The sequence below is a fragment of the Nonomuraea sp. NPDC050786 genome (assembly GCF_040654115.1).
GTDB lineage: Bacteria > Actinomycetota > Actinomycetes > Streptosporangiales > Streptosporangiaceae > Nonomuraea.
Window position 1 is genome coordinate 1 of record NZ_JBFAHJ010000041.1, and the last position, 25,280, is coordinate 25,280.

General features: G+C 69.1%; 26 protein-coding genes. 14 read left to right on the forward strand and 12 right to left on the reverse strand.

Annotated features, from left to right (window positions below; all coding sequences use genetic code 11):
• Positions 1-1,300, reverse strand: a 1,300-nt coding sequence (locus tag AB0H84_RS46820; protein ID WP_357619722.1) for a nitrate- and nitrite sensing domain-containing protein, incomplete at its 3' end; no start/stop codon positions are given.
• A 621-nt stretch (positions 1,301-1,921) separates the two neighbouring features.
• Here AB0H84_RS46820 and AB0H84_RS46825 point away from each other — a divergent pair.
• The 7 genes from AB0H84_RS46825 (at position 1,922) to AB0H84_RS46855 (ending at position 7,352) form a co-directional block, all read left to right on the forward strand.
• Positions 1,922-2,920 (forward strand): ABC transporter substrate-binding protein, encoded by a 999-nt coding sequence (locus AB0H84_RS46825; protein WP_357619723.1) that lies wholly within the window; start codon positions 1,922-1,924, stop codon positions 2,918-2,920.
• Positions 2,917-3,732 carry an ABC transporter permease subunit gene (locus AB0H84_RS46830; RefSeq protein WP_357619724.1) on the forward strand — a complete coding sequence of 272 codons (816 nt, stop codon included), beginning with the start codon at positions 2,917-2,919 and terminating at the stop codon, positions 3,730-3,732. Before AB0H84_RS46825 ends, AB0H84_RS46830 begins: the two co-directional genes overlap by 4 nt.
• Positions 3,729-4,535, forward strand: coding sequence for an ABC transporter permease (locus AB0H84_RS46835; RefSeq protein ID WP_357619725.1), 807 nt, complete (start codon positions 3,729-3,731; stop codon positions 4,533-4,535). The genes AB0H84_RS46830 and AB0H84_RS46835 overlap by 4 nt, the downstream gene beginning before the upstream one ends.
• A 60-nt stretch (positions 4,536-4,595) precedes the next feature.
• Complete coding sequence (locus tag AB0H84_RS46840; RefSeq protein WP_357619727.1) at positions 4,596-5,366, forward strand: ABC transporter ATP-binding protein; 771 nt, start codon at positions 4,596-4,598, stop codon at positions 5,364-5,366.
• Between the two features lie 457 nt (positions 5,367-5,823).
• Positions 5,824-6,678 (forward strand): helix-turn-helix transcriptional regulator, encoded by an 855-nt coding sequence (locus tag AB0H84_RS46845; RefSeq protein WP_357619729.1) that lies wholly within the window; start codon positions 5,824-5,826, stop codon positions 6,676-6,678.
• A gap of 84 nt (positions 6,679-6,762) precedes the next feature.
• Positions 6,763-7,104, forward strand: coding sequence for a hypothetical protein (locus AB0H84_RS46850; protein WP_357619731.1), 342 nt, complete (start codon positions 6,763-6,765; stop codon positions 7,102-7,104).
• Complete coding sequence (locus AB0H84_RS46855; RefSeq protein WP_357619733.1) at positions 7,101-7,352, forward strand: hypothetical protein; 252 nt, start codon at positions 7,101-7,103, stop codon at positions 7,350-7,352. Before AB0H84_RS46850 ends, AB0H84_RS46855 begins: the two co-directional genes overlap by 4 nt.
• Positions 7,353-7,436: 84 nt before the next feature.
• Here AB0H84_RS46855 and AB0H84_RS46860 read toward each other — a convergent pair whose 3' ends face one another.
• The 4 genes from AB0H84_RS46860 to AB0H84_RS46875 all read right to left on the reverse strand — a co-directional run bounded on the left by AB0H84_RS46860 (position 7,437) and on the right by AB0H84_RS46875 (position 12,159).
• Positions 7,437-8,897, reverse strand: coding sequence for a multicopper oxidase domain-containing protein (locus AB0H84_RS46860; RefSeq protein ID WP_357619735.1), 1,461 nt, complete (start codon positions 8,895-8,897; stop codon positions 7,437-7,439).
• Positions 8,898-8,911: 14 nt separating this feature from the next.
• A complete protein-coding gene (locus AB0H84_RS46865) occupies positions 8,912-10,867 on the reverse strand; it encodes a histidine kinase (RefSeq protein ID WP_357619737.1) in 1,956 nt (651 codons plus the stop codon).
• Positions 10,864-11,469 (reverse strand): response regulator transcription factor, encoded by a 606-nt coding sequence (locus AB0H84_RS46870; protein ID WP_357619739.1) that lies wholly within the window; start codon positions 11,467-11,469, stop codon positions 10,864-10,866. Before AB0H84_RS46870 ends, AB0H84_RS46865 begins: the two co-directional genes overlap by 4 nt.
• A 114-nt stretch (positions 11,470-11,583) precedes the next feature.
• Positions 11,584-12,159 carry a dihydrofolate reductase family protein gene (locus AB0H84_RS46875; protein WP_357619741.1) on the reverse strand — a complete coding sequence of 192 codons (576 nt, stop codon included), beginning with the start codon at positions 12,157-12,159 and terminating at the stop codon, positions 11,584-11,586.
• A gap of 214 nt (positions 12,160-12,373) precedes the next feature.
• Between AB0H84_RS46875 and AB0H84_RS46880 the strand changes: the two genes are divergently transcribed.
• Both AB0H84_RS46880 and AB0H84_RS46885 read left to right on the forward strand, forming a co-directional pair.
• Positions 12,374-12,955: a PadR family transcriptional regulator gene (locus AB0H84_RS46880; protein ID WP_357619743.1), complete on the forward strand. Its 582-nt coding sequence runs from the start codon at positions 12,374-12,376 to the stop codon at positions 12,953-12,955.
• Positions 12,952-14,616, forward strand: coding sequence for an FAD-dependent monooxygenase (locus tag AB0H84_RS46885; RefSeq protein WP_357619745.1), 1,665 nt, complete (start codon positions 12,952-12,954; stop codon positions 14,614-14,616). The genes AB0H84_RS46880 and AB0H84_RS46885 overlap by 4 nt, the downstream gene beginning before the upstream one ends.
• Before the next feature lie 129 nt (positions 14,617-14,745).
• On the opposite strand, the gene AB0H84_RS46890 is transcribed toward AB0H84_RS46885, so the two are convergent.
• The 4 genes from AB0H84_RS46890 to AB0H84_RS46905 form a co-directional block, all read right to left on the reverse strand.
• Positions 14,746-16,116 (reverse strand): MFS transporter, encoded by a 1,371-nt coding sequence (locus tag AB0H84_RS46890; protein ID WP_357619747.1) that lies wholly within the window; start codon positions 16,114-16,116, stop codon positions 14,746-14,748.
• 166 nt (positions 16,117-16,282) lie between these two features.
• On the reverse strand, positions 16,283-16,858 hold the full coding sequence (locus AB0H84_RS46895) for a TetR family transcriptional regulator (RefSeq protein WP_357619749.1): 576 nt from the start codon (positions 16,856-16,858) through the stop codon (positions 16,283-16,285).
• A complete protein-coding gene (locus AB0H84_RS46900) occupies positions 16,855-17,430 on the reverse strand; it encodes a sugar O-acetyltransferase (protein ID WP_357619751.1) in 576 nt (191 codons plus the stop codon). The genes AB0H84_RS46895 and AB0H84_RS46900 overlap by 4 nt, the downstream gene beginning before the upstream one ends.
• A 61-nt stretch (positions 17,431-17,491) precedes the next feature.
• Complete coding sequence (locus tag AB0H84_RS46905) at positions 17,492-18,439, reverse strand: zinc-binding dehydrogenase (RefSeq protein ID WP_357619753.1); 948 nt, start codon at positions 18,437-18,439, stop codon at positions 17,492-17,494.
• A 101-nt stretch (positions 18,440-18,540) separates the two neighbouring features.
• Here AB0H84_RS46905 and AB0H84_RS46910 point away from each other — a divergent pair, with 101 nt between their 5' ends.
• Positions 18,541-19,008 carry a MarR family transcriptional regulator gene (locus AB0H84_RS46910; RefSeq protein WP_357619755.1) on the forward strand — a complete coding sequence of 156 codons (468 nt, stop codon included), beginning with the start codon at positions 18,541-18,543 and terminating at the stop codon, positions 19,006-19,008.
• A gap of 10 nt (positions 19,009-19,018) precedes the next feature.
• Here AB0H84_RS46910 and AB0H84_RS46915 read toward each other — a convergent pair whose 3' ends face one another.
• Positions 19,019-19,555, reverse strand: coding sequence for an ArsR family transcriptional regulator (locus tag AB0H84_RS46915; RefSeq protein ID WP_357619757.1), 537 nt, complete (start codon positions 19,553-19,555; stop codon positions 19,019-19,021).
• A 127-nt stretch (positions 19,556-19,682) separates the two neighbouring features.
• Between AB0H84_RS46915 and AB0H84_RS46920 the strand changes: the two genes are divergently transcribed.
• Positions 19,683-20,618, forward strand: a complete 936-nt coding sequence (locus AB0H84_RS46920) for a DUF2218 domain-containing protein (RefSeq protein ID WP_357619759.1) — start codon at positions 19,683-19,685, stop codon at positions 20,616-20,618.
• A 60-nt stretch (positions 20,619-20,678) separates the two neighbouring features.
• Here the strand turns inward: AB0H84_RS46920 and AB0H84_RS46925 are convergent, their stop codons facing one another.
• Positions 20,679-21,398 carry an SDR family NAD(P)-dependent oxidoreductase gene (locus tag AB0H84_RS46925; RefSeq protein WP_357619761.1) on the reverse strand — a complete coding sequence of 240 codons (720 nt, stop codon included), beginning with the start codon at positions 21,396-21,398 and terminating at the stop codon, positions 20,679-20,681.
• A gap of 177 nt (positions 21,399-21,575) precedes the next feature.
• Between AB0H84_RS46925 and AB0H84_RS46930 the strand changes: the two genes are divergently transcribed.
• The 3 genes from AB0H84_RS46930 (at position 21,576) to AB0H84_RS46940 (ending at position 23,739) form a co-directional block, all read left to right on the forward strand.
• Positions 21,576-21,815 carry a recombinase family protein gene (locus AB0H84_RS46930; protein ID WP_357619763.1) on the forward strand — a complete coding sequence of 80 codons (240 nt, stop codon included), beginning with the start codon at positions 21,576-21,578 and terminating at the stop codon, positions 21,813-21,815.
• A 287-nt stretch (positions 21,816-22,102) separates the two neighbouring features.
• Complete coding sequence (locus tag AB0H84_RS46935) at positions 22,103-22,660, forward strand: RNA polymerase sigma factor (RefSeq protein WP_357619765.1); 558 nt, start codon at positions 22,103-22,105, stop codon at positions 22,658-22,660.
• Positions 22,657-23,739 (forward strand): CU044_5270 family protein, encoded by a 1,083-nt coding sequence (locus AB0H84_RS46940; protein ID WP_357619767.1) that lies wholly within the window; start codon positions 22,657-22,659, stop codon positions 23,737-23,739. The genes AB0H84_RS46935 and AB0H84_RS46940 overlap by 4 nt, the downstream gene beginning before the upstream one ends.
• Positions 23,740-24,021: 282 nt before the next feature.
• Here the strand turns inward: AB0H84_RS46940 and AB0H84_RS46945 are convergent, their stop codons facing one another.
• Complete coding sequence (locus AB0H84_RS46945) at positions 24,022-25,269, reverse strand: erythromycin esterase family protein (protein ID WP_357619769.1); 1,248 nt, start codon at positions 25,267-25,269, stop codon at positions 24,022-24,024.
• Between the last annotated feature and the right edge of the window lie 11 nt (positions 25,270-25,280).

Below are 25,280 nucleotides of genomic sequence, written 5' to 3' on the forward strand. Positions count from 1 at the left end.
GCTCCAGCCCGTCGATCAGCGTGATCTGCCGCTCCACCAGCGTCTGGCTGCGCCGCGACAGGTTCACGAACATCGCGTTGACGTTGCTGCGCAGCCTCGACTCCTCGCCCGCCAGCCGTACGGCCTCGCGGTGCACCTCGTCGAAGGCCCGCGCCACCTCGCCGATCTCGTCGTGGGTGTCCACGCCGATGGGGATGACCGGCCCGATCGAGCCCTCGCCGTTCTCGCGCAGCTGCCGCACGGTCTCCGGCAGGCGGTGGCCCGCGACGTCCAGCGCCTCGCCGCGCAGCTTGCGCAGCGGCCTGATGAGCGACCGGGCGATGAGCGAGATGATCGCGACCACCACGAGCAGCAGGAGCAGGATGAGGCCGCCGGAGATCAGCGCCGAGCGGTTGGCGCCCTCCTCCAGGGCGCGGGCGCGCAGGATGACGGAGGAGGCGAGCTCCTTCTCCACGCTGCGCAGCGCGTCGATCTTGCCGGTGCTGACGTCGAACCAGGTGCTCACGTCCCTGTCCGGCCGTACGCCGATGCTCAGCTCCTTGCCCTCGGCGGACTGCGCCATGGCCCGGAGCCTGAACAGGTCGGTCTGGTCGACGTCCCGGCCCACGACCGTGTTGCGGTAGAGCTCGAGCTGGTCGAGGTTGGCCAGGGTCGCGAACAGCGTCTCCTCGCTCTCCTCGCGCGACTTGGCGTCGGTGAGGGCGTCCAGCTCGCCGCTGTCGAAGCCCTTCTTGTCCAGGGCGCTGGCCAGGACGCCGCGCTGCTTGGAGGCCTCCTCCTTGGCCCGGGCGATGGCGGCCATCGAGCTGGCGCTGTGCGAGACCTCGTCGTCCACCGCGACCTGGCCGACCTGGTCGTGGAACTGCAGCAGGGCGGAGATGATCTGCGAGTACTTCTGGATCATCGGCAGGGGCTGGATCTTGCCCTTGACCGCCGTGTCGCGCAGCGTCTGGATCTCGTCCAGGCGCCGCAGCACCGGCCGTACGGCATCCGCGTGGGTGTCCGTGAGCAGCTGCGCCCGCCGCTTGGCCTCGTCGATGAGGCCGTTCACGCCGCTGTACGTGGTGCGGAGCTGGGCCTCGCGGTTCTCCGGCCGGCCCTGGGCGATGTAGAGGGCGGTCTCGTCACGTTCGAAGCCCAGCTCATGGGTGACGGCCCCGAGTTGCTCGCTGAGCTCGGCGACCTCCCTGAGGGTCTGATAGGTGTTGGCGTCGCTGAGCGAGGTGATGACGTTCAGCCCGCCCAGTCCCACGGCCACGGCCGTGGGGACGACGATCAGCGCGACAAGGCGCGATCGCACGTGCCAGTTGCCCAGCCCGAACCTCCGGGAAGGAGGGTTGGGCAACCGTCGCTTCTGATGCCCGTGCGGCTCGCGGTCAGCGGAAGCTTCAGCGCTCTGCGTTCTCACTTGCCTTCGCAACCTCTCGCCCGTGGAGGAAAATGCTCGGTGACCCTGCAGGTAAATGCAGGTGGGGCAATATGTACGTCGAGATATGCGCCATTTGAGCACAGGGGTTGCCCAGGGCCAACCACCGTCAGTGCCCCCTTGAGGTGTTTATCCCCGATTGTCCAGAAAATTCGATGAAAACGGTCCAACAGCCCTCTATCTGGGGAAAGAGGCAGCACAAAACCCCTCCGGGAGCCGCCTCTTGACTCGCGGAAAAGATCGAATAGCATGCCCCATCAGTAACTGAAGTACCGGCCGACACCTCCTTTACCAAACCGGACAAACATCAGTTTCCTACGTACTTCAATTTTTCACGATAGAGCCGTAATCGGACATTGCAACTACGAGTGCTACTTTCGCGATAATGACCACAGATTTGGTGTTACGGTCGATCCCTGTTGTGCGTCAGGCACACAGCCCCCGGGAGCAGAAGCCACCCGGTCCCCCCCTGGCTCCATGAAGGGAGTCCCTGACATGAGGCTTGGCCGTCCCGCCAGGGCCGCCATCATCGGGTTAGCTTTGACACTCGGTGCCGTTGCGTGCAGCACGAGCGGCTCCACGACCGCCAGCGCGCCACCGTCCGCGTCCGCCGGCGGCCTGGAGAAGACGAAGATCAAGGTCGCCACCCTGCCCGCCATCGACAGTGCCGCCATCTACGTCGCCATCGACCAGAAGCTCTTCGAGAAGGAAGGGCTGGAGGTCACCCCGCAAGTGGTCCAGGCCGCTCCGGAGGCCATCCCCATGCTGGTCAAAGGCGAGATCGACGCGATGTTCGGCAACTACGTGTCGATGTTCCAGGCGCACGACAAGCAGGCGCTGAAGCTGCGCATCCTGGCCGAGGGCTCTCGCGCAGCCCCCGACTCGCTCAGCATCATGGCCCTGCCCAACTCACCCATCAAGACGCCCAAGGACCTCGAAGGCAAGACGATCAACGTGAACGTCCTGCACAACTTCCAGGAGCTGGCGCTGACACAGGTGCTCAAGGCCAACAACGTCGACCCCGCCAAGATCAAGTACGTCCAGGTGACGTTCCAGAACATCATGCCCTCGTGGAAGGGCGGCCAGATCGACGCCGCGTACCTGGGCGAGCCCATGGTCACGGCGGCCACGTCCTCGATGGGCGCCCGCAAGATCCTCGACCCGGCGTCCGGTCCCGCCGCCGAGTTCCCGATCTCCGGCTACGTCAGCACGCAGGAGTGGTACGACAAGAACCCCAAGACCGCGGCGGCCTTCCAGCGGGCCATCCACAACGCGGCCAAGCTCATGGAGAACAACCGCGAGGTGGTGGCCAAGGTGCTGCCCAACTTCACGCAGATCGACGCGGCCACCGCTGCCACCGTCACGTTCCCGTACTTCTCCAGCAACGACAACCCGGTCAGGCTCCAGCGGGTGGCCGACTGGATGCTGGAGGCCAAATGGCTCTCCAAGGCGATCGACGTCAAGTCGCTGATGTCGCCCACCACCTCCGGGTGAGCGCTCAGACCCTGGCTCGGGCCCGTCCGGCGGCCGCCGCCACACGCTGGCGTCGCCGGGCGGCCGGGGCTCTCGCCTTCGCCGCCCTGATCGAGCTGCTCAGCCGTACGGAGCTGGTGGACCCGCAGTACCTGCCGCCCGCCACGGAGATCCTCGGACGGGCGGTGGCGCTGACATCCGATCCGGCCTTCCGCGCGCACGCCCTGACCACCCTGATCTCCTGGGGCACCGGCCTCGGCCTCGCGGCGGTGATCGCGATCCCGCTGGGCCTGGTGCTCGGCAGCGTGCCGATCATCGACGCCGCCACCCGCACGGTCGTGGAGTTCCTGCGGCCGATCCCGTCGGTGGCGCTGATCCCGCTGGTCTCCCTCATGATCGGCACAGGGCTGCAGCTGCGCGTCACGCTGGTGGTCTACGCCTCGCTCTGGCCGATCCTCTACAACACGATGTACGGCCTGCGCGGCGTCGATCCGCTGGCCAAGGAGTCGCTGCGGTCGTACGGCTTCGGGCCCCTGGCGGTGCTGCTGCGCGTGTCGCTGCCGTCGTCGGCGCCCTTCATCGCCACCGGGTTCCGGCTGGCCGCGGGAGTGGCGCTCATCCTCACCGTCATCATCGAGCTCCTGGCCGGGCGGGGCGAGGGCATCGGCGTGTTCACCTTCTTCGCCTCGATCGCCGTGCCCGCGCGGATGACCGACATCCTGGCCACGGCCCTGTGGGTGGGGCTGTTCGGGGTGCTGGTGAACGCGGTGCTGGTGGCCGCCGAGCGGCGGGCGTTCCGCTGGCATCACGCGCGGTTGGGGGATGCCGGATGAGGACCAGGGGCATGCGTACGGCGACGTTCCGGTCGCTGGTGCTGGTCGTGCTGGTCGCGGCCTGGGAGGCGGCCACGCGGGCCGCCGGCAACACGTTCTTCCCGCCGCCCAGCACGATCGTGGTCAGGATGCACGCGACGTGGTTCTCGGGGCCGCCGGACAGGCTGTTCCTGACCGGCGCGGCACTCGAGAACATCCTGCCGAGCCTGGGCAGGATGGCCGCCGGGTTCGTGGGCGGCTCGCTGACAGGGGTCGTGCTCGGGCTGGCCGTGGGGCTGTCCGCGAGGGCGTACGACTATCTCGACGGAGTGCTGCAGTTCCTGCGGGCCATCCCGCCGCCCCTCCTGATCACGATCTTCCTGGTGGTGTTCGGGTTCGGGCTGAAGATGCAGCTGGCGTTCATGACGTTCAGCATCGTCTGGCCGGTGCTGCTCAACACCGCCGACGGCGCCCGCTCGGTCGAGCCGCTGCACCTGCAGACCAGCCAGGCGTTCCGGCTCTCCCGGGCCGAGCGGCTCCGCCGGGTGATCCTGCCGTCGGCGCTGCCCAAGATGTTCGCGGGGCTGCGGCTCGCCCTTTCCCTTTCGCTGATCGTCATGGTCTTCTCCGAACTGCTGCCCGGCACCGACAACGGCATCGGGTTTCAGCTCACGTCCGCGTACCAGATGTTCGACCTGCCCCTCATGTGGGGCGGGATCGTCCTGCTCGGAGTATTGGGCTACGTGCTCAACGAGCTGTTCCTGGTCGTGGAGCGGCGCGTGCTCGCCTGGCACCACGCCGTCCAGCAACTGACCGGCGAATGAGAGTACGATCGCCTAGATCTGTTCTGCGTTGTCCGTGGTCTCGCCCCCCGAGGAAATCCATTGCTCGAGATAGACAACCTCTCCCATGTTTACGGCGGCGGTAGCCCCAACGAGCACCGCGCCATCGAGGGCCTCAACCTCAGCGTCGCCGAGGGCGAGCTGCTGTGCATCGTCGGGCCCTCCGGATGCGGCAAGTCGACGCTGCTGCGTTCGATCGCCGGGCTGATCACGCCGACGGGCGGGCAGGTCAAGGTCGAGGGCCAGGTTGTCCGCCAGACGCCGGACAACCTGGCCGTGGTCTTCCAGGACTACAGCCGGTCGCTGTTCCCGTGGATGTCGGTGGCCGACAACGTGGCACTGCCGCTGCGCCGCAAGAACATGGACAAGCGCCAGCGCCGCGAGGCCGCCCACGAGGCCCTGGAGTCGGTCGGGCTGGCGGACGCCGGGCGCAAATACCCGTTCCAGCTGTCCGGGGGCATGCAGCAGCGGGTGGCGATCGCGCGGGCGCTGGCGTACCGGCCGACGCTGATGCTCATGGACGAGCCGTTCGGCTCGGTGGACGCCCAGACCCGCGAGGACCTCGAGGACCTGGTGCTCAAGGTCCGGGGCCACCACCAGATGACGATCGTCCTCATCACGCACGACATCGACGAGAGCGTCTACGTGGGCGACCGCGTGGTCGTCCTCTCCAAGGCCCCCGCCCACGTGGTCGGCGACCTCAAGGTGGACCTGCCCGAGCCGCGCGACCAGATCACGACCCGCGAGCACCCGGACTTCGTACACCTGCGCGCGGAGGTCGGCCGCCTGGTCCGCGGCCACGCCACCGTGTAGGTCGGCCCGATCGCACCCACCCGTCGCCCATCTGGGTGGTGGGCCTGCTGACACCCGCCCCGAGCCAGAGGACCTCACTGCGCTCGGGCTGTCCTTATTGGGGCGCCTCCGGCGCAACCCAACGCGCCTTACGGCGCCATCACGCCCACCCCTTGCCTGTCTGGAGTGTGGGCCTGCTGAGGCCCACCCTGCCGTCTGGATCAGGCGAGCGTGTTGACCATTTAACCAATCCGTCAATGGGCGACCCAGAAGATCCCCAACCTTTAATGCCCCAGGCGATCTTCAACCTCTCCGGTTCCCTTCGGACTGGATACCTCGTGCTCTTAGCACTGATCACTGTCACCGACGTTGAGCGCTGACAGGCAGAGAGGCGTTTCCTCAAGGTAAGCAACAAGACGCAACATCGCGGTTATGGTGGCTGCATACCGGACCACACGACAAACACGGAGGTCGGCGTATGTCCAGCCCTCAGCAACGCCTGGACGAAGCACGAGGAATCCTCGCCGCCCGTCTGCGTGAGATCCGGAGTGCAGCCGGTATAACCGGCCGTGACCTGGCACAGCAGGCAGGATGGCACTTCAGCAAAGTCTCGAAGCTGGAGAACAACAAGCAACTTCCGACCGAGACCGACGTCCGGGAATGGTGCCGGATCTGCGACGCCCACTCTCAGACGACGGATCTCGTGGCTAGCGTCCGGAACGTGAACGCCTTCTACACCCAGTGGCGACGGCTCGAAGAAACCGGCATCGGCCAGGTACAGCGTTCCTTCCTCCCGCTGTACGAGCGGACCAACCACTTCCGGGTCTTCCAGCACAGCGCGATCCCCGGACTCGTCCAAACGACGGCATACGCACGCGGCCACCTGTCGAAGATCGTCGGCTTCCGGGGAATTCCGGACGACGTAGACACCGCCGTCGAAGCACGCATGAAGCAACAGGAGGTCATGACGACCGGCGCACGCCGGTTCGCGCTCCTGATCGGCGAGCAGGCGCTTCACACGCCATACTGCGCGCCGGCCGACATGGCGGAGCAGATGGACAAGCTCGCCGAACTGACGCGACGCGCCAACGTCAGTCTCGGCGTGGTCATCTGGCGACCCGACACCGGCATCTGGCCGCCGGAGAACTTCTGGATCTACGACACTGAACAGGTTCGCGTGGACACGGTCCCCGGTCAGGTCCGGGTCAAGGCTCCCGGCGACGTCGCGCTGTACGAGAAGGCGTTCCAGGCGCTGTCCGAGTCGGCCGTCTACGGCGACGAAGCGCGCGCCCTCTTCGCATCAGCACGGCAGGAATGGGCCGGACAGACCTGATCAAAAGGGATTGTTGCGAGGGTCCACGAGAAGCATCAAGCAACATCGTGGACCCTCGAGAACCGGTGTTCGTACCTTCCTGGCATGGACGCCTCGACCAGCCGTCAGCTACCCGCCCCGGACAAGGTGGCGGTCGAGATCAACGGCATGCTGATCTTCGTTCCGGAGAACGCGACGAACGTGTATCTCGTGCAGGCTCACATCAACCCGATCGAGCCTGAAGAGGTCTCCGGATCGATCCTTACGACCGACCTCATGTTCGCCTGGACGTGGTTGATCGAGGGGCTCGTTGACGGAGGTTGGGGCGAGGTAGTCGCGTTCGATGTGGCGATCAACAACCTCCCGCGGTGGTCCCGCAGCCTAGGCAGAATTGATGGGCCGACAAAGTACCCCCACCCTCTTCGACACACTCCCGTCGAGCTATGACCACGCCGGGCACGACCAGCCTTGAGTGGAGCCCCTACAGCTCACGAGGGACGCGACCAAGGATCAAAGAATTCGTCACCCATGGTGACGTCGAGTACGAGCAGTGCATAGAAGGCGGCTCGTACCTGATCCGGCGGACGAAGTGGAATGACAATGGCCAGTCGACGGTCATGGAGACTGGTCGTGGCATGGCGCGGATCCGCGTACTTGGTCTCTGGAAGCTGATCGTCAGCGGAGATGCGAGCTGACAGTCATGCCCTTCGGATCTGAGTGGTCGGCCTGCTGATGCTCGCCCTGCCGTGCCGCACGGCGTGGGCCATGCTCTCGAAGCCCTACATGTGGTGCGCAACGGGGATCGTGCGGGAAACCTGGTTCTCGGTGCCCGGCTCCACGATCACGAACTGACCCATCATCCCCGAATCCTCGTGACGGAGGATGTGGCAGTGGTACATGTAGGGATCACGCGGATCGGTGTACCGGCCGAACTGCACGGCGAGCCGGACGGTCGTCTTCGACGGCACGTAGACGGTGTCCTTGTGGCCGGTGGCGTAGCCGGGCGGAGGCGATCCGCCCACGTCCAGGATCCGGAAGGCCACCTCGTGGATGTGGAAGTTGTGGGCGTAGACGTTGTTCTCGATCTCCCAGATCTCCGTCGCCCCGGCCGGCACCACCTCGTCGATCCGGGAGGGGTCCATCTCCTTGTGGTTGATGGCGTCGTGCCCGTTGAGCTCGAAACGCCGCACTCTCGCGCCCGGCGGGACGGCGATCGGCACGGTCCGTGCCAGCCGTGCGGGCAGCGGCACGGACGCGGTGAGCCGGGAGGCGGTAATGATCTTCAGTAGATCGAGGTCGCCCTCGTCGATGCCCGCGGAGCCGCTGAGGCTGCGCAGCACGACCTGCTCGCCGGGCGCGAACGCCGCCACGATCTCCACCCGCTCACCCGGCGTCAGCGACACCCGGTCCACCCTGACCGGGGCGGGCAGCAGCCCGGCGTCGTTGCCGACGACGTGGAACGCCCGGCGGTCGGAGAACACCACGTTGTACATGCGGGCGTTGGAGCCGTTCAGGATCCGGAAACGCGCCCGCTCGGTGGTGACGTTGACGAACGGGTCGTAGGTGCCGTTCACCAGGATGTGGTCGCCGAGGATGCCGAAGGTGTCCTTCAGCGGGTCCCCGGCCAGGGAGCCGTCCGCGGCGAATGTCTTGTCCTGCAGGATGAGCGGGATGTCGTCGACCCCGTAGCGGTCCGGCAGCTCTACCTCGACGTCGTCGTCGATGATGAACATCCCGGCGAGCCCGCGGTAGACGTGCGTGGCCGTCCTGCCGTGCGGATGCGGGTGGTACCAGGAGGTGGCGGCGGGTTGGTCGAGGGTCCAGTACGGCCGCCACGTCGCACCCGGTTCGATCGGCTGATGCGGGCCTCCGTCCATCTTCGCCGGCAGCCGCATGCCGTGCCAGTGCACCGTGCTGGTCTCCGGCAGCCGGTTGGTGACCGCCATCTGGATCCTGTCGCCCCTGGACGCCCGGATCGTGGGCCCGAGGAACGAGCCGTTGAATCCCCATGTCGCGGTCGATGTGCCGGGCAGAATGCCGGTCCGGCCGCTCTGCATGGTGAGCCGGAAGCGCCGCACGCCGTCCTTGCCGGTCTCGGGGCGGAGCAGGGGCGGGATGCGCAGCTGGGTGCGGAAGGCCAGCTTGCCGACCGGGCGGGGCTCTCCTGCCTCCGATGACGAGCCGCAACCGGCCGCGAGGCCGGAGAGCGCCACGGCCGTCAGGAACCGCCGGCGGCTCATGCCGTACATGATGATCAGTCCAATTCTCTCGATCTCCGAGGTGCGACCGCAGTCTGGCCCGCCCCGCCTGGTCCGGAACAGTCGCCGATTTCACCTCGTGGCGTGAGAACTTCATGATCGACAGGTGCTTCGGCGTGGAGCTCGAAGCGATCGCCCTCGCGGACGACGGTGAGCAGGCCGTCCACGGCCTCCAGGCGGGCGCGCAGGTTCCGCAGCCCGCTTCCGTGCCGGTGCACGCAGCCCGCCCCCATCCCAGGTGCCGGCGCGGCTGCGGCCTCGGTCGGCGGTGCGGCCCTGCCGGCGCCGTCGTTGACGACACGGAGCCGTACCCGCCCGCCGACGGAGGTGAGCTCGATGACGACCTCCTTGGGCGAGCTGTGTCTCAGGACGTTGGTCACCGCCTCGCGCAGCACCAGCGCCAGCACCGAGCCCAGCGGGTCCGGCACCGGTGCCCCGCCAGGCGGCTGATCGGCGGCGGTCCTGACCCGCGCGCCCGCCGCTTCCAGCGCGGTCTCGGCGGCGGCCAGTTCGTCGGCCAGCCGCAGCCGGGGTACGCGGTCGCGCAGACCGTCGGTGTCGGACATCGCGGAGCGCGCCGCGTCGGCCACCCGCCGCAGTTCCACCCGCGCCCGCACCGGGTCGGAGCTGAGCAGCCGCAGCGCGAGCTCGCCGTGGATGATGACCGTGGTGAGTCCGCGGCCGAGCAGGTCGTGCAGGTCCCTGCCGGCTCTCAGCTGCTCGCGCAGCGCGGCCAGCTGCACCGACTCCGCCTGCGTGCGCCTGAGCTCCACGACCAGCCTGGTCAGCCGGGTCAGGCCATATACGGCCACAGACGCCAGGAGCGTGCTGCAGGCGGAGTAGGCTCCGATGACCGGTCCCGACGAGAACACGCCGCTCACGCCGCTCACGCCCACGATCACCGCGCAGAGCAGCCAGGACGCAGGTGCCGCCAGATACAGCAGCACCACGCCGCCCAGGAAGCCCGACACTATGAGGCCGGACTCGGCTCCGAGCGCGACGGAGAGGTAGGTGGCCAGGGCCTGGAGCGGCAGCGTCCAGGTCCAGCCCTTCGATCGCCCGCCCGCCCGCGCGGCCGCCAGATGCCGCAACTGCAGGCCGAAGGTCACCGGCAGGAGAGCCATCCCGACCACGTCGCCGGCACCCGGGTCGGCGCCATGGAGGGTGAGGTTGAACGCCGCCTGGCCGATGAAGATGAGGTGCACCAGGACCAGGCTGGGCGTGGCGAGACGCACGACCCGCCAGTCGTACACGGGCAGCGCGAAGGGGGCCGGGTCCGGGGCCGGGGGCAGGGAGCGCACCCGGGCCAGCGTCTCCCGGGCCACGGAGACCGCGCGGGTGATCTCCTCTTCGGCCACCTCCCCCTGATGTGACCTGGCCCGCTCCACCAGCCGTTCGACAGTGGACAGGCTCGTCAGGAGCAGGCCGCGGGTGTGCCGCCACAAGCGCAGCCGCTCCACCTCCTCGGCCCTCGCGGCGAGCTCGTCCCGCTCCTGCCTGACCCGGTCGGCCATGCCGATGAGGTCGCTCAGGCCGTACAGGACGAGGCCGGCATTGAGCGGCGCCACGATCGCGTGGTAAATGTCCCCGGTCTCGCGGCCCAGCAGGAACGCGACGACACCTTCGAAGACCGCGACCAGCGCGAACAGCGGCCAGGCGAACGGCCCCCGGACCACCAGCAGGACGGAGGCGGCGACGAACGCCGATCCCCCGGTCCACCAGGTGTCCGGCGTCACCAGGAGAGGCAGGTAGTTGATCACGGCCTGCGCCACCAGCAGCCACGCCCGCAAGACCGGCGGCCGGAACGGCAGGGAGATCGGCAGCTGGAGGAGTGCGACCAGCGTCACGGTGACGACGACCAACGTGGGACCCGCGCCGTGGTCGAAGTGGGAGCTGACCCGCACGCCCCACAAGGCGCACAGGAACCAGATCAGGAGCGCGGCCGGTTTCACAGCCAGCCGGCGTCCGTGGCGATCCGGACGGCGTGCAGCCGGTTGCGGGCGTTCAGCTTGGTGACGATCGCGGTGAGGTAGTTGCGCACCGTGCCCACCGACAGGAACCGTTCCTCGGCGATCTGCTCGATGTCGGCCCCCTCGGCGAAACGGCGCAGTACATCCAGCTCGCGCTCGTTGAGCGGGCTCTCCGTCACCTCCAGGGCCGCCACGGCGAGCTGGGGGTCGATCACCCGCTCGCCCGCGGCCACCTTCCTGATCGCGTCCGCGAGCTGGTGCGGCGGAGCGTCCTTGACCATGAACCCGGACGCCCGGGCGGCGAAGGCCCGCCGGACATTGGCCGGGCGGCCGAAGCTCGTCACGACGAGAACGCGGCACTCCGGCAGCCGCTTGCGCAGCTCGGCCGTCACGGCAAGGCCGTCCACACCCGGCAGCTCGATGTCGAGCACGGCCACGTCGGGTAAGGAGGCGAGCGCCGCGGGCACGACCTCCTCACCGGATCCGACGTCCGCGACCACGTCGATATCGGGCTCCAGCTCCAGCAGCGCGACCAAGGCGCCGCGCACCAGATGCATGTCCTCGGCGAGCAGTACGCGGATCATCCGCCATCCCGTTGCCACACGGGACCGATTGTGCCGCATTTACACCACTTCGTGAGATCCTCACGAACCGGCATGAAGCTCTCAGGTCAGATCGGCGCGACGCCCCGTCGCCGATCAACCGTGCCGGGTCGGCCGATAGGTCAGCACCTGCGTGTGGCCGTCGAAGGTCCGGGCCTCGAGCAGCTCGAGGTCGAAGTCGTCCACACCGTCGAAGATCCGGTCCACGCCGGTCGCCCCGGAGATCACGGGGAAGACCGTCACCTCGATGGCGTCGATCAGGCCGGCGTTCAGCAGCGCCCGGTTGAGCGTCAGGCTGCCGTGGGAGCGCAGCGGCACGTCGGATTCGGCCTTGAGGCGCGTGACCACCTCGACAGGATCGCCGGACTCGATGGTCGTGCCCGGCCACTCGAGCGGCTCGGTCAGCCGGCTGGAGAGCACCGTGACCGGGGAGTCGAACATGCGCGTGATCCACTCGTCGAACAGGCTGCGGTCGAAGCCTGCCTTGAGGAACGGCGCGTTCGAGGAGTAGGTCGTGGCCCCGAGCACCATGCGCAGCGGGTCGCGGTAGGCGGCGGCGCGGTAGGCGAGGAATTCGGGGCCCTGCTTGCTCCAGTAACCGCCCCAGTCGCCGTTGTGGTTGGCGAAGCCGTCGAGCGTGGAGAAGATGTCGAAGGTGTAGGTGGCAGTCATGGTGTCTCCTTGCGGAAAGGTGGTCGCGCGCCGCCTTGTGGCGGCCTCACCCCTGCTACGAACACCACCGCCCCGATCCGACACGCCTCCCGGATTTTTTTTCAGAACTTTCCGGGATCGTCCGATCCGTTTGAGCGCTCGCCCGAATGTGATCACCTCCGCCAGGCCCGGTGTATAGTCGAATTCGACTATACGAATTCGTCTAGGAGGCGCGATGCCTGCGCGTGTGCTGCGCACGCCGATGACCATCGCCGTGCTGGGCCTGCTCGCCGAGCGGCCCAGGCACACGTACGACATGCGTGTGGCGATGCGCGAACGAGGTCACGACAGGGTGCTGGAGATCAAGAACGCCTCGCTGTACGACGCGCTGCGCCGCCTCGCCTCCGCAGGATTGGTGGAAGCCGGCGCGACCATCCGGGACAGCGCCCGGCCGGAGCGGACGGTCTACCACCTCACTTCGGCCGGCGAGCAGCGCCTGCTCGAATGGCTACGCGAGGTTCTCGGCGATCCGGCACACGACCGGACCGCGTTCATGAGCGCGCTGATGTTCATGTACGCGCTACCGCGAGCCGAGGTCGCCGACCTGGTGATGCGGCGGGCCCGGCTCCTCCAGGAGGAGATCGATGCGTCCGACGCGGCCATCGGCGCGGCGAAGGAGCGCGGCGTCGAGGCGGTCTTCCTGTCCGAGGACGCCTACGCGCAGGCGCTACGCCGTTCCGAATGCGACTGGCTGCGCGCCTTCGCCGACGACCTGCGTGAACAACGACTGACTTGGCCCGAAAGGACGTTGACATGAGCATCGAGACCGGCAGCGGATCGGGGACGCGCGGGGACCGGCCGACGCAGGACCAGACGGCCGTTCTCGTCGTGGGCGGAAGCGTGGTCGGGCTGTCGGCGGCCGCGTTACTGGCTCGGTACGGCGTTCCGTGCGTGCTGGTGGAGAAGCACCGTGCCGCGCTGATCCATCCTCGCGCGCGCGGCTTCAACCCGCGCACCGTCGAAATCTTCCGTCAGCTGGGGGTGGAGGACGCCGTCATCGCGGCGGCCGGGCTGGGCAGCGACGATCCCTCCACACCGGGCATGCGGGCCACCACGCTGTCCGACCCGGACTTCCAGTGGTTCGAACCGGGAGCGCTCGACGCCATGTCGGCGCTGAGCCCCTGCGCCGCACAGCCGGTGCACCAGGACCGGGTCGAGGAGGTGCTGCGCAGGCGCGCGATCGAGCTGGGAGCCGACATACGGTTCGGGACGCGCCTGGTCGGCCTCGATCAGGACCCGGCCGGTGTCACCGCCACAGTGCGCGACGGCCAAGGCGTCGAGTCCGTCATCCGCGCGGACCATCTCATCGCGGCCGACGGATCCAGCAGCCCGATCCGCCGGCAGTGCGGAATCCCCGTGCACGGGCCCGGCACACTGGCCCAGGTCATCAGCCTCATGTTCGAGGCCGATCTGGGCGATCTGCTGAACGGGCGCCGGTTCAACGTGTGCTACCTCGACCGCCCGTCTCCCGGCACCGTACTGGCGCCGGCCGGCGAGGGCCGCTGGTCCCTGGCCACCAGATACCTCCCCGAGCATGGGGAGACCCTCGCCGACTATCCCCCTGAGCGATGCAGAGAGCTGATCGCCGCCGCACTGGGCGATTCCCGGGTGAAGGTGAGGCTGCTGCCCCAGATCCCGGGCACCGACGAGATCGCGGTACCGTTCGTGATCGGCGCCCAGGTCGCCGAGCGCTTCCGTCACCGGCGCGTCTTCCTCGCGGGTGACGCCGCGCACGTCGTGCCTCCCACAGGCGGTTTCGGCGCGAACACCGGAGTCCAGGACGCCCACAACCTGGCGTGGAAGCTCGCCGCTGTCCACCATGGTCAGGCCGGTCACGGACTGTTGGACACCTACCACGCCGAACGGCACCCGGTCGCCTCGTACACGCTGGACCAGGCCCTGGCCCGGGCGCACCAGCGCACCGGATACCGCGGCACCGACAGCCCACCGCAGAATCTCGACCCGGCCCCCACCGTGATCTTCGGATACCGGTACCGATCGGCGGCGATCCTCGACGCACCCTCTGACGACGCCCCGGCGATTGCACCTACTCAGCTCAGGGGCCGGCCCGGCACACGCGCCCCGCACCTGCCGGTCCGGCGCGGCTCACACGAGAGATCCACACTCGACCTGTACGGCGACGGCTTCGTCCTCCTGGCCGGACCTGACGGCGACGACTGGGTCAAAGCCGCGAGCGAACAGGCCGACCAGCGCGGAATCGCGCTCAGCACCGTCCGCATCGGCACCGACATCACCGGCCCCGACGCCCAGATCACCCGAGCGCACGGCATCACCGCATCAGGCGCCCTCCTCATCCGCCCCGACGGCTTCGTCGCCTGGCGCAGCGCGACCCTGACACCCGCACCGCACCGCACCATCGCCGACGTCCTGGAACGCATCCTCTGCACCATCACCTGACCACGCGACGGCCTCAGGACCAGATCGTGTTGACCACGTCCGAACGGCGTCGGCTCGAGAAGCCGGCCTGCTCTCGCACCGCCCCCTCTCGGCAGGTCATCCGCGTCCGGAAACTTGCGGGCCGGACCACTAAGCGGCGTCCTGGGTGCGGTTGACCAGGACGCGGGCGAGGACGATGGTGACGGTGCCGGCCAGGACGACGGAGAGCAGACCCACACGCAGGCTGCTGAGGTCGGCGACGAACCCGACCAGGAGCGGGGAGAGCAGGAATCCGCCACGCAGCAGCCAGCTGACGATGGTCAGGCCGGTGCCGGGGGGCAGGCCGGGGAGTTCGTCGGCAGTGTGCATGGCAGCCGGGACCAGGGTGGCGAACCCGAGCCCGGCCAGGGCGAAGCCGGCCAGCGCGGTGGCGACGGAGGGCGCGGCCAGCGCGGCGCCCATGCCGGCGGCGGCCAGGACGCCTCCCGCCCGGGCCACCGTGCGCTGGCCGAAGCGGTCCACGACGCGGTCGCCGGTGAGGCGGCCGACGGTCATGGCGATCTGGAAGACCACGACGGCCAGGCCGGCGGTGGCCGCGTCGGCGTGCAGGCCGCTGAGGTAGAGCGCGCCCCAGGACGCGCCGGCGTCCTCGACCAGCGCGCCGCACGCGGCCAGCACGCCGAGCGCGGCAAGCATCCGCACGGCCGGGCCGGTGAACGAGCGGCGGCCCGCGTGCGGGGCGGGCGAGGCTGTCGAGGTCGGCGAGGTCGGCGAGGTCGAGGTCGGCGAAGCAGCGGAGGCCGGCGAAGCAGCGGAGGCGGGCGAAGCAGCGGAGGCGGGCGAAGCAGCGGAGGCGGGCGAGGCCAGCGAGGCGGGCGGGTGGCCGTCGGGGGCGGCGGCGGCCAGATCCTGGGCTTCGACAGGGCGCTCGGCATCTTCCGGGCCGGGCAGCAGGAACCGGTAGGCGACGAGGGCGACGATGCTGAACAGCGTCGCGGAGATCCCGAGATGGACCGCGAGAGGCAGGCGGAGACCGGCGGCGGCCGAACCCATCAGGCCGCCCAGGACGGCGCCGATGCTCCACACGCCGTGCAGTGAGTTGAGGATCGAGCGCCGGTAGAGCCGTTGGACGCGCAGGCCGTGGGCGTTCTGCGCGACGTCGACGACCGCGTCGAGCGCGCCCACGACGAACAGCGCGCCGCCGAAGGCGATCCAGTTCGGCACGAAGGGGATGGCCAGGGTCACGACGGAGGTCAGGACGATGCCGAACGCCGCCACGCGGGCGGAGCCGAAGCGGCGGATGGCGGCGCCGGCGAGCAGCCCGGCCAGCAACGCGCCGATCGAGCAGCCGGCCAGCGCGGTGCCGAAGACGGCGTTGTTCACGCCGAGCTCGGCCTTGATCTGCGGGTAGCGCGGGACGATGTTGAAGAACACGGCGCCGTTGGTGAGGAACAGCGCGGCGACGGCGGCGCGGGCCAGGCGCGCCTGGCGGGTGGACAGGGTGAGCGGGGCGGCGGACATCGGCGTTCCGATCAGAGTGACGGAAGGGTGGATGAGGGGCGGGACGTCAGGTCAGAGCAGGAACCGGGGGCAGCGGCAGTCCGACAGGTCAGTGCAGGAACCGGTGGATGAGGGGCGCGGCATCAGGTCAATGCAGGAACCGGTGGGTACGGGGCGGGACATCAGGTCAGTGCAGGAAGCGGTGGATGGCGTGGCGGATCTGGTCGGACGTCATCGGGTCGGTCGACAGGGCGCTGTGGAGCACGAGCCCTTCGATGAGCGCGTCCAGCTCGCGGGCGGTGGTGGCGTCGAAGTGGCGCTCCAGGGCCTGCCGGCTGCGTGCCATCCAAGCTTGGGTGACGGCCCGCAGGGCCGGGTTCCGCGCGGCGGCCACGTACAGCTCCACGGACAGGACGAGGTCGTGCTGGGAGCCGAGCAGGTCGTCGGCCACCAGCGCGATGACGGCCTCCGTCGCCTCGTCGCGATCGCGGGCGGCGCCCAGGCGTTCGTCGAAGACGCGGGCCACGGAGTCGGCGTGCCGGGTGAACGCCTCGGCGAGCACCTCTTCCAGCGAGGTGAAGTGGTACGTCATGGAGCCGAGGGGCACGTCGGCCACGCGGGCGATCTCCCGGTGCGTCGTGGCGGCCACGCCGCGCTCGGCGATCACGGTCAGGGCGGCGTCGATCAGCCTGTCCCGCCGACCAGGGTCGTGCCGGCGTGGCCGCCTCGGGACGGAGGAGCGTGGCGGGGCGGGGTCAGTCATGCCGGGCCCGGCTCGATGGCGCGGATCACTCGGGCCGGGTTGCCCACCGCGACCACGTTCGGCGGCAGGTCGCGGGTGACCACCGCGCCGGCGCCGACCACGGTGTTCTCCCCGATGGTGACCCCGGCCAGGACGATCGCCCCGCTGCCCAGCCACACGTTGTCGCCGACGGTGATCGGCCGGGCGGCTTCCCACTTGGCCCGGCGCAGCTCCGGATCGATCGGATGGGTCGGCGTCAGCAGCTGCACGTTCGTGCCGATCTGCACGTCGTCGCCGATGGTGATCGGCGCGACGTCGAGCGCGACGAGGCCGAAGTTGGCGAAGGAGCGGGCGCCGATGTGGAGGTTGCTGCCGTAGTCAACCCGCAGCGGCGGCCGGATCTCGGCGCCCTCGCCGATCGCGCCGAGCAGTTCGGCGAGAAGCCGGCGGCGCTCCCCCGGGTCGCGGGCCGAGGTCGCGTTGTACGCCTCCATCAGGTCCGCCGCCCGCAGCATGAGCTCCGCCAACTCCGGGTCGACGGCGAGGTACGGATCGCCGGCGAGCATCCGTTCACGCATGGAGCGGTCATCCATATCGGGCACCATATGTACGAGTGTACCTATGGTATGTACGCTCGTACATATCCTGTGGTGGTCAGGCGATGCGCACGATGCTCTTGCCTCGGGTGGCGCCGCCGGCGAGGTTCTGGACGGCGGTGTCGAGGTCGGCCGGTTCGTACTCGGCGGTGATGTCGATGCGGACCTGGCCCTCGGCGACGGCCTCGAGTGCCCGGCGGGCGCTGTCGGCCAGGCGCTCGGGGTGGGTCTGGCTGAGCAGGTTGCTGTTGTAGGTCAGCAGGGACTTGCCCTGCATGAGCAGGTCGTTGGCGGAGACCTGGACGGGTTCGAAGCCGGCGATGTCGCCGTAGACGACAAGCCGCCCGTGCGGGGCGAGGCGTTCCAGGTTGGCAAGGCGCGCGGGTCCCCCGATGGGGTCGAGGATCACGTCGAACCGCTCGCCGTCCAGTGCGTCGGGAAACTTCTCGCGCACCAGCACCTGGTCGAAGTCGAACGAGGCGGCGTACGTCGCCCGCTCGGTGTTGCCGACCACACCGACGACCCGGCCCGCTCCGGCGACCTTGGCGAACTGCACGGCCAGGGTGCCGACACCACCGGCGGCGGCGTGGATCAGCACGCTCTCCCCGGGCCGCACGCGGGTGACGGTGTTGATCAGGTCGTAGGCGGTGGGCGTGACCCAGCCGAAGCCAGCCGCGACGCGCGGGTCGATGCCTGCCGCGTCGAAGGTGAGCACTGAGGGCGCGAGGGCCACTTCCGCGTAGGCGCCGCCGCCGGTCAGCGCGGTGACCTGTGCGCCGACCCGGGCCGGATCCACTCCCTCGCCGACCGCGACGATCTGCCCTGCGGCCTCGAACCCGGGGACGAACGGCCGCGGCACCTGGAAGTGGCCGCTGCGGACCAGCACGTCGCCGTACTGGATCCCGGCATAGGCGACGGCGATGGCGACCTGGCCGGGACCGGGGGTGGGCTCGTCGAGATCGGCGAGACGGAGCTGGTCGTCGGTGTCGAGCACAACAGCCTTCATGATTGCAGCCTCCTGAGCTGACTCAGTAACCTGATACTGAAGCGACCGTAATGAGTATCAGCATGCTGAGTCAATACAGTTTGCTGCGAGAGTGGTGGAGGATGATGGCCGAGATCCCGGTCGAGGAGTACCTGTGCACCCGCATCAGGCGTACCGAGCAGGCTCTGATGGGCCACCATGAAGCGGTGCTGCGCGGTTACGGGCTCACCATGACGCAGTACACGGTGCTGCTGACGCTGGCGCGCGAGGGCGGCATGTCCGGCGCCCAGCTCGCCCGCGCCTGCGGCGTCACCCAGCAGACCATGGCCACCGTCCTCACCGGCCTGCAGAACAAGGAGCTCATCGCCCGCGAGCCCTCCACGGTCCACGCCAAGGTCATGATCGCCACACCCACCGAGCAGGGCCGGCGCCTGCTGGACCACGCCTACCAGGAGGTCATCGTGCTGGAACGCGCACTCACCGACGCGTTCACCGCCGACGAACACGCCGCCTTCTGCGAACTGCTCGACCGCGCGACCGGCATCCTGACCCGGCAGACGCCGCGCGCCGAGACCCAGTCCGCATCCTGAGCCACTCCGATCACTCAGGCGGCAAGGCGGGGGTGTCGGCCCGGTAGAAGCTGAGGAGCAGCCCGTACGGCTCGGCCTCGGCGTCGGCACCCCGGCCGGCGGCTGTGGGGTTGTCGAGGGCGAACGTGTCGAGCCGGCCGGCCAGGGCGCGGGCCTCGTCAGGAGTGAGCCAGAAGTGCCGCAACATGGTGTGCTCGGGGTGCCCGGGGCGGTCGGGCAGCATCTCTGCCAGAGCGGCGCCGATCAGGAACTCGGCTCCCGCGCCGGCCTGCTCGTCCAGCTTGAAGGTCTTGCTCACGAGCTCGAAGCGCTGCTCGGTGCCGCCGCGCACGTGCCGCGTGCCGGCCAGGCGGACGAGACCGGCCTCGCGCAGGACCCGCAGGTGGTAGCCGATCGTGCCCTTGGTCGACTGGAGTGTCGCCGTCAGCTCGCTCATCGTGGCGGGACGCTGACGCAGCACGTTCACCATGCGATGACGCAAGGGATGCCCCAGCGCCTTGAAGTGCGCGGACGTGCGCAGCACCAGAGGTTCCTGATCGTCTCCCATGTCTCAAGTGTCTAGATTCTTCGACGCTTTGACAAACGGCAACCGGCGAACGCAGACTGTCCCGGCGGACAAGTGTCGAGGATTCTCGACACTTCTGATGAAGAAGGGTCCTCGCATGCCCCTTTCCATGGCACACGTAGCAACCTCTCGCCCTGAGCGTTACGTCAAGCAGCTGATCTTACACATGGGCCACAAGGCCGCCGCCGAGCTCACCGGCCACGGCCGGGGCACCATCGCCTTCGGCCACGGCACCTGCACGCTCGCCTCCGCGGGAGACGAGCTGGTCCTGACCGCCGCCGCAGCGGACACCGACGCCCTGGCCGGCGTCCAGGACGTCATCACCCGCCACCTCCTGCGCTTCGCCACCCAGGAGGAGCTCAAGGTCGACTGGACGGAGCCCGTGGCCGGGGACGCCCTTCGGATCGTCGACCCGAGCATCGAGGAGTACCTGCTCACGCACTGCACCCCAGCCGACGAACTGCTGCAGGAACTGGCCGCCACGACACAAGAGGCGACCGGCCACGCCGCCGGGATGCAGATCTCGGCCGACGAGGGCGCCCTGCTGAGCATGCTGGTACGCCTGTCCGGCGCGCGCCGCGCGATCGAGATCGGCGTGTTCACCGGATACTCGTCCCTGTGCATCGCCCGCGCGCTGCCCGCCGACGGCCGGTTGCTCGCCTGCGACGTGAGCACCGAATGGACGGCCATCGCCAGGACCTTCTGGGAGCGTGCGGGAGTGGCCGATCGCATCGACCTCAGGATCGGCCCGGCGCTCGAAACGCTGCGCGCGCTGCCCGCGGAGCCCGCCTACGACTTCGCCTTCATCGACGCCGACAAGGTCAACTACCCCGCCTACTACGAGGAGGTCGTCCCGCGGCTCAGCCCCGGCGGCCTGCTCGTCCTCGACAACGTGTTCCTCGGCGGCAGAGTGCTCGACCCGGCCTTCCAGGAGGAAAATCCCAGGGCGATGCGCGATGTGAACGAGGCGATCGTCCGTGACGACCGGCTGGAGTGCGTGATGCTGCCCGTCCGGGACGGCGTCACGTTGGCACGCAAGCGCTGAACGCCCGCCCGTTCTCCCGGGGATGCCCTCGGGGCGAACGGGCGAGCCGTCACAAGGACGTCAGGGCCCCGCGTCCACGGCCGGCGGCTCCGGCTGAGCTCCGGTCGCCAGCCATTGGCCGCGGCGCGTGATCCCGGCGGCCCAGCCGTCCGGCACCACGGCGAAGGTCCCCGCCCGCACGGCCGCGAGAGCCTGCTCGGCGATGGTCGCGGGGTCCTCGCCTTCGGGTGACATGCCGGTGCGGACCAGGGCCGGGCAGAGCACCGTCACGCCGACCGGCGTGTCCGCCAGCGCGAGGGCGGCCTGCTCGGCGATGGCGACGACGGCGTGCTTGGAGGCCGCGTACGCGCCGCCTGCGGGGAACGTGACGAGCCCCGCCAGGGACGCGGTGATCAGGATGTGCGCGGGCCGGCCGGCCGCGAGCAGCCGTGGGACGAAGGCGCGCAACCCGTTGACGACGCCGCCGACGTTCACCGCGAACACCCGCTCCCAGTCCTCGGGGCCCACCTCCCACGGCGCGCCCAGGTCCCGGCCGACGATGCCCGCGTTCAGGCACACCAGGTCGACGTCCGGAACAGCGGCGGCGAGGGCCTCCATCTGCGCGGCGTCGGAGACGTCGGTCCGGACGGCGTCGGCTTCCAACTCGGCCGCGGCTCCGCCGAGGGCCGCGGCGTCGATGTCGGCGAGTACGACTCGCGCGCCGGTCGCGCGGAGACGGCCGGCGAGGGCTCTGCCGATCCCGCCGGCGGCGCCGGTGACGACGGCGCTTGTGATATCCATGATCTGCTTTCTTCGCTTGAAGGGGTGCCGGTAAGAAGCCTGTCATAAGCTCCAAGCGACCGGCTCTGTCCAGGTCGCCATCACGACTACCGATGCATTGGATCTCGCTGACGGCGCCGTGATCTTGTGCGAAACCGATCATCCCTGAGACACCCTGCAAGCGCAGTCTCGTTCTCGATGTTCGACTTCACGATCATGGCTGATGACCTGCGCGCCGCCCGCTCGCTGCGCCACCTGCTGGACCTGCCGGCGCAGTTCCGCGAACGCGAGGTCGACCTCCTGGTGCTCAAGCAGGGCATCGATACCTCCCCGCCGTCCGGCCGCCTACAGTTCCAGCCGCGTCGGCGGGCGTCCACCGGCCCAGGACGCCCACGGCGTGGAGATGGCCCGCGCGCCGTACGAAATGAAGGGCGATGACGGCAAGCACCGCTACACCGTCCAGCAGATCGCCGGCCGACTTGGCGTCAGCCGCGCCACGATCTACCGCCACCTCGGTCCCAGACAAGCCGGCTTCGGCGTAGAGGGAGGACTGCGGCGCTGCCCACCCGGAGGAGTCGAACGAGGATCTGTCGCTCCTTCGGGTGGGGCGAGTACAAGACGCGGGAGACACGGGGCAGGCAACACACATTCCCCTCGGCCTGTAAGAACTGGTGCGGTTCGCTCACTTCCCTCGTGATGGCGCATTTAGAGGAAGGGAGGGACGCATGACCGAACCTGGTCCTCGGGACCGGTTCACCGCCCTGTACAGCTCTTGCTATTCGAGCGTGTACGCATACGCGGTCAGCCGCGCAGGGCGGCAATTGGCGGAGGAGGTGGCGAGCGAGACATTCGGTGTCGCGTGGCGGCGGATCGACGATGTGCCGGGCGAGGCGCTCCCGTGGCTGCTCGGCGTTGCGCGCAACATCCTGCGCGAGTCCTACCGCGCGGAAGCACGGCGTCAGTCGCTGGAGAGCGAGCTGGCAGCGTGGACCACGGCCGAGGAGGTGACGGCGGGCGACATCGCAGAGTCGGTAACCGAGAGGATCGCTGTTCTGCGGGCACTCGCCACGCTCTCCGACGAAGATCGTGAACTGCTCACGCTGGTCGCCTGGCACGGCCTCCGGGCCGCAAACGCGGCGAAAGTCGTCGGGTGCTCGACCGCCACGCTCTTCGTCCGGTTGCACCGAGCCCGGCGCAGGTTGGAGCGCGCGATGGCCACGGAGCCCGGCACGGTCACCAATCCCTCCAGATCGCTGGCATCGGCAAAGGAGTCATCCCGATGAAGAAGACCGACGTGATGAAGGTGCTCGCCGACGCTCGTCCCGCCTCGCTCAACCCGGCGGACGACTCGGAGCGGCTCGAGCGGATCATCGCCGGCGCGGGCACGCGGCCGTCCAAGGTCCTGGCAGTACCCCGCCGCCGCCGTATTGGCCTGGGATGGGCAGTGGGAGTGGCCGCAGCGGGGCTCGCGGTAGCCTCGACCCTGGTACTCGCCGGTGCCGGCAACCCGTCCGCCGATCCCGCCGCGCGCGGTCTGCTGCTCGCCGCTGCGGAGCAGACCATGAAGGCGCCGACTGGCGCGGGCCGGTACTGGCACACCCAGGGTGTCAACTCGGGCGGCCTGCTGCTCGGCGAAAGGCAATCTCAGGGTGTATGCCGGGACGAGACGTGGGCGGCGCGATCGCCCAAGGACCCGAGCTGGTGGCTCGTTCACTCCTGGACCCGGGTGGAGGCTGTCAAGGGGGCACAGCCACCCAAGAAGGATGAGTTCAGCTCAGACCAGGCTCATTTCACCTGCGCCCGCGGCAACCGGGCAGTGCGTGTTGAGACGGGCAAGACGCCCTACGCTGCGCGGTTGAACGACTTCGCCGAGCCGGGATCGAGGTGGCCCAACGTCAACGGCAAGGCGGTCTCCGTCGCCGAGATCGAGCACCTGCCCACCGAGCCCGAGGCCCTGAAGAAGGTGCTGATCCAGTGGCAGGGCCCTGGCGCGATGAGTGACCAGAAAAGGGAGGAGATCCTTTTCGATCAGGCGGCCGAGTTGCTGCTCGAACTGCCTGTTCCGTCGAGGGTCAGGGCTGCGCTGTTTCGGCTGATGGCCGATCTGCCCGAGGTTCGTTCCCTCGGTGACGTGCGGGACCCGCTGGGTCGTGACGCGGTCGGGGTCGCGCTGCGACGGTGCGAGCCCGCCTACGGCACTGAGTCGCAAGTTCTGTTCGACAAGGACACCGGGCGCCTGCTGTCCGTTGGCAGGTCGGTCGGCAAGCAAGGCTGCACGGATCTCCGGCCGGCCGGTTGGAGCGCCGTAGTGGAATCTGGCTGGACTGACGAAGAGCCGAAGGTCCCTGCGGCGAACGACTGACTCACCACCGCCCCGGCTCCAGCGGTTGAACCGGGGCAGATGTAGCCGCGTCCGTGTGCACCAGGCAACGTCGATCTGCCCTGAGGTGGCGGGTCGTGCCTCGTCGCCGAGCGGCAGACGCTTGGCCACGTCCAGCCGTACCTCGCCGTACGGCTGGACGTGCTGCAGGATGCGCCGGCACAAGACGGTCATCTCCAGCTCCTCGCGCCGATTGGCGGAGGTGCCGTACAGCGCCTTCGCCAATCGGCGTTTCGGGCTCATGACATGTTTCTTACCGCACCCCTAGAAGTTCACGGTGGGGTCGGTCGTCGCGGTGGGCGCGCTCATGACCGCGTCGAACGCCTCATGAAGCGGCGTGTCCACGTAGGCGCTCTGCGATCGGATGCGATCGAGCGACGTGCTCGAACGGAGATCGGTGAGGGTGACCGCCCCGCCGAGCCCGGCGTCGGCGAGTGCCCTCTCCACGCTTCCGGGAGGCGGGGCGTCCAGGGTGACGGGGGCGACCGTGAATCCCACCGGAGAGTCCCCGGCGGTGACGCTCATCTCCGGCACCTGGCCGGCCGTGTGGGTCAGCGCCACGGCGCGGTACTGCCGGCCGAGGTCTCTGGCGAGGTAGTGGCCCATCGGCAGGCCGGCCAGGTAGCCGTCGAAGGTGACGGGGGTCTTCTGGATGTGGCTGTTATGGGCCACCAGCACCATTCGGGCGCCGGCGTCCGCCCGTGCGAGGTGCCACTGTACGGACGCGGCCATGTAGTGGTCGCGAGCCGACGTGTCGCCCGTCGCTCCCCGGCCGGAGAACAGGTCGTTCATGGCGCGCAGCATGTAGTCGGTATGGCAGGCCGCGTCGAGGTGCCGGCGGGCGGCGTCGTAGCGGTGCTGGTCGCTGCGGGAGACGTAGATCGGCTCCAGCGCGCTGAGGCGCGTCGACAGCCGGGCCAGGCCCGCCGTGAGGGAGTCCTGGAACGCCGGGTCGAGGCTCCCCCACCGGGGCCCCGACACGGCGGCCGAGCCGCCGGTGATCTCGCCGGCCGCGCTCAGGACGCCCGCCACCAGGTCCGCGATGTCCGGATCGACCAGCCGCAGGTAGTCGGCGACCGGATCGAGGTCCGGCAGGAGCGTGAGGGTGTTGGGGAGGTCGATCCCGACGATCTGGACGGGACGCGGCCTGCTCGCGTTGTAGCGGCGCAGCCAGCGCAGCAGCTCTCCGAAGATGCCGAGGGTGAGGGGGCCGCTCAGGCGGTGCAGGTCGGACTCGTCACCCTCGCCGGCGAGCCAGGGATTGACGTCGGCGGCCTGGGCGGATCCGAGTTCGAGCGCCACGTGGGTGAAGGCGCAGCGTTCGACGAGGAAGCGCAGCAGCCGTGCGCGGGCGAGGGTGAACTCGTGGACGAAATGGGCGCCCTCGCCGATGCCCACGACGCGGGCGTCCTCGATGACGCCGCGCAGCGGTTCGAGATCGTCCAGGGCGGGGGCGTCGGGGTCGAGGGTGTTCAGGACGGCGGTGTGCTCCGAAAGGAAACCGGAAGCCATGGTGATGCACT